Origin of the sequence: Pyramidobacter piscolens W5455 (assembly GCF_000177335.1) — a bacterium.
GTDB classification, from domain to species: domain Bacteria; phylum Synergistota; class Synergistia; order Synergistales; family Dethiosulfovibrionaceae; genus Pyramidobacter; species Pyramidobacter piscolens.
Window position 1 is genome coordinate 1 of sequence record NZ_ADFP01000087.1, and the last position, 3,246, is coordinate 3,246.

At 53.4% G+C, this 3,246-nt stretch carries 4 protein-coding genes; all 4 read right to left on the reverse strand.

Annotated features, from left to right (window positions below; genetic code table 11):
• Nucleotides 1–28: 28 nt before the first annotated feature.
• Nucleotides 29–469, reverse strand: a complete 441-nt coding sequence (locus tag HMPREF7215_RS12870; RefSeq protein ID WP_009165298.1) for an ISAs1 family transposase — start codon at nucleotides 467–469, stop codon at nucleotides 29–31.
• A 362-nt stretch (nucleotides 470–831) separates the two neighbouring features.
• Nucleotides 832–1,260, reverse strand: coding sequence for a COG3415 family protein (locus HMPREF7215_RS08025; RefSeq protein ID WP_009165300.1), 429 nt, complete (start codon nucleotides 1,258–1,260; stop codon nucleotides 832–834).
• Between the two features lie 383 nt (nucleotides 1,261–1,643).
• A complete protein-coding gene (locus tag HMPREF7215_RS08030; RefSeq protein WP_009165302.1) occupies nucleotides 1,644–1,937 on the reverse strand; it encodes a YtxH domain-containing protein in 294 nt (97 codons plus the stop codon).
• 234 nt (nucleotides 1,938–2,171) lie between these two features.
• Entirely contained in the window at nucleotides 2,172–3,107 is a 936-nt protein-coding gene (locus tag HMPREF7215_RS08035; protein WP_009165303.1) for a DMT family transporter, read from the reverse strand.
• Nucleotides 3,108–3,246: the final 139 nt, after the last annotated feature.

Sequence of the window (3,246 nt, forward strand, 5' to 3'; positions counted from 1 at the left end):
TGCACCATTTCTTTATCAGGTCAATCGCTTACGAAATAAAGACGCCCGTCGGTACCAGTCCCAAGACCTGCAAAGTCCTAGGGATGCCAAGCCCGCAGAGCTTGCGCTTGCTCCTCATCCCGCATTTGCACGTGTCACAGGTCTTCAGCATCTGCAAAGCGAGTTTTCGCAGAATGTTCATCACTTCCGCCGCGTTCTTCGCTCTCGCCCGGCAGTCGTCTTCCCTAAAGGCCATGTCCAGCATCCAGTGCAGGTTGTTCTCGATCGCCCAGTGTTCTCGCGTGATGCGCAAAAGGTCTTTCGCCTGCACGTTTTTCAAACTGGAGATGAAGTAAATGGTCTTCAGTAGTGGTTTTCTCATTGACGTTTCGGCTGTTGTGGATCCACCCCGCTCCCGCGATGCCTCGCCAGTCTTCAAGGTCTTCGAACCAGCGTGGGGCGTTGGAGAGGTGACATTCTCTTTTCTCAATGCGCCCCAGGTGGAAGTACAGTTCGCTCACCCGGGCGCTGAAGCGTTCGGACAGGACGCGGGGATCGAGACGGCTCAGTCCCTTGCCGAAGGTATCGTGAGAGGGCGTGCCGCGGCGAAAGTCGCAGAACGGTCCCTGATATTTCCTCTGTAGGGAGGCATGGTGCAGATTATGGCCGGCACGCTGATGAACTTGCACACTTCCGATACTGATTTTCAATGAAAAAACTCATTGAAAATGCCGCGCTGGCGCGTACCCGGGGCGCCAGTTTTCGACGCGCTTTTGGCGCTCTAAAAAGGGCGAAGAGGCTGCGCTTTTTTAACGAAAACCAAGTATGAGCCGCGGCTTTCTCCGCCCGGGCTTACGGGAGCTTTTCACGGAAGGTTTTTCGGGAGAGGTTGTTCTGTTTCGATGGCTTCCTCACGCGCTTTCTGGGGAAACGGCGGCGCGGCATGGCTTTTCTCCAGCCGCGACGTTTCAACACGGCATAGATCTGGGTCGGGCTGACTGCATGGTTGACGGCGTTCTGATAGGCGGCGGCTATTTCCGCTACCGAAACGATCTGTCCTTTTTCGGCTTTTTCAGGGTAGGGCGCGAGGATGACCGTTTCTTGTTCATAGGTCATGTTCCGCCGGTTCCCACCGTAATGGTTTTCCGTGAAGTATGAGAGTCCTTTGTGGATGAACTTCGAGATGATCTTGCTGACGTACATGGAGTTGTAATCTGTAATTTCGCTGATTTCTTTCAGGCTTTTGCCCTCGGCGCGAAGGCTGGGAACTTTCAGCTTCAATTCGATTCTCTTATGTTGGTTCTTCTTGCGCGCCTGTTCAATTTCTGCTTTTTGTTCTTGGGAAATCTCATATTTCGCGGGCATTTTTCATCACCTCGAACATAGACTGGCAGCCATGATAACATGTTATACTGGTTTTCGATTGAAATCGGTATTAAAAGAGCCTGTCTCTTTTTCCTCATTGTTTTCTGAGGAATCGAGACAGGCTCTTCTTTATTGCGCATTTACACCGGCCTCCGTTAAAAAAGCCGAAGGTTTTCTGTTATTTTATAGCGTCGAAGGCGCACCGAAAACTGCATGAAATCGCGTCGCGCATGTTTCTATGCGACGCAGTTACATGGAGGCGCGACATTTTTCAATTAAATTTCTAATTGAAAACAGTATTACTTTGCGGCAGGAGCGGATTCCTCTTTTTTGTCGGCCATGGAATCCATCACTTTATCCTTTATTTCCCCGGCTTTTTCGACTGCTTTGTCGGTGAGTTCCGCGGCTTTCTCCTTGACTTCTTCGGCTTTTTCGACAACCTTGTCCTTGATCTCAGTCGCCTTGTCCTTGACTTCCTGATTAATCTGTACGTTTCCGTCAGGCGCTTTCTCGAATGGGCCTGTCCCCTTGTAATAGTAATATCCCAGCACACACGCGGCAATCAGAAGAATGAGAAGGATCATTTTTTTCATCTTGAATCACAGCTCCTCTTTAATAAATTTGTGGCATTCTTTCGGATACCACGACGACATTTTACTATATTTCCCCAGAATGGCAAACAATGCTCCGAACGACGCAGCAGAATCAAGAGGCGAGACGTTTTCTCCGGAAGCTTGCGGAGCGGCACTCCGTTTCCGATCGACGTCTTGCAAGAACGGGGGAGCGTGGAGGCGTCGGTATAGGGCGCGCGTCGGAAGGAGCCAAACTTACGGGGCGCTGTCTGGACTTTTCGTCTGCGAATCGACGCTGCCAGATCTTCTCTCTCCGCCGGCGTTGAGGAAAATTCCCGCGAAGATCACGGCGGCGCAGGCGGCCTGAATCATGGAGAGCGATTCTTCCATAAAGACCATGGCGGCGAAAATGCTGACGACCGGCGAACCGTTGAGGAACGCTCCCGTCGCGCCCGCGCCGATGCGCTGGATTGATGTTTGCTGAAGCACGTACGCGCAGCCCGAACCGAGAATGCCGATGTACAGCGTGCCGGCCAGGGCGCGCCCCGACAGCGCCAGGTTCATCGGCTGCCCAACGACGGCGATGAGCGCCGCCGTCAGCACGCAGGACGCGGCCATGTTGCACAGTGTCACCACGATCGGCGAGGATTTTGTGATCTTTTTGCCCAGCACGGTCATTACCGAGCAGCAGAAAGAGGCGCAAAATTCCATCAGGTCGCCCTTGTTCAGCGACAGATTGGCCAGCAGCGACAGATCCCCCTTGCAGAGCAGACAGACCGCTCCGCTCAGCGCCAGAATGATGCCGCAGGCTCGCCGCAGCGTCAGCCTTTCGCCGAGGAAAACGGCGGCCAGGATGGTCGTGATCAGCGGCGACGTGGCGAAAATGATGGCGATATTTGTCAGCGATGTGAACTTGATCGCGTAGAAGAAACAAAGGTTGTTGATCAGCACCCCGGAAATGCCCATCAACACGGCGATCGTCAGATCGCCGCGATCCGGCAGCAAACGCCGCTCACGACCGTACGCCAGGGGAGCAAGGATGACGACGGCGATAGCCGTGCGCAAAAGCAGCAACTCCAGCGGCGGCATCTCACGCAGCGCATAAGTTGCCGGTACGTTCATAAAACCCCAGATCAGCAGCACAAGCGTCATTGGCAGATAGCGCCGCACCGTTGAATTGTTTTCGTTCATCGTATCACCTCGAAAAAATGGACCGGACGCAAAAGGTCCCGGTTAAAGCGAACCTATTTTACCGCTAAATGACAGCCGTGAAATAAAAGAACTTTTTCGAACAGGCAGAATACATGCGGCCGGCGCGCGGAAATCGCGC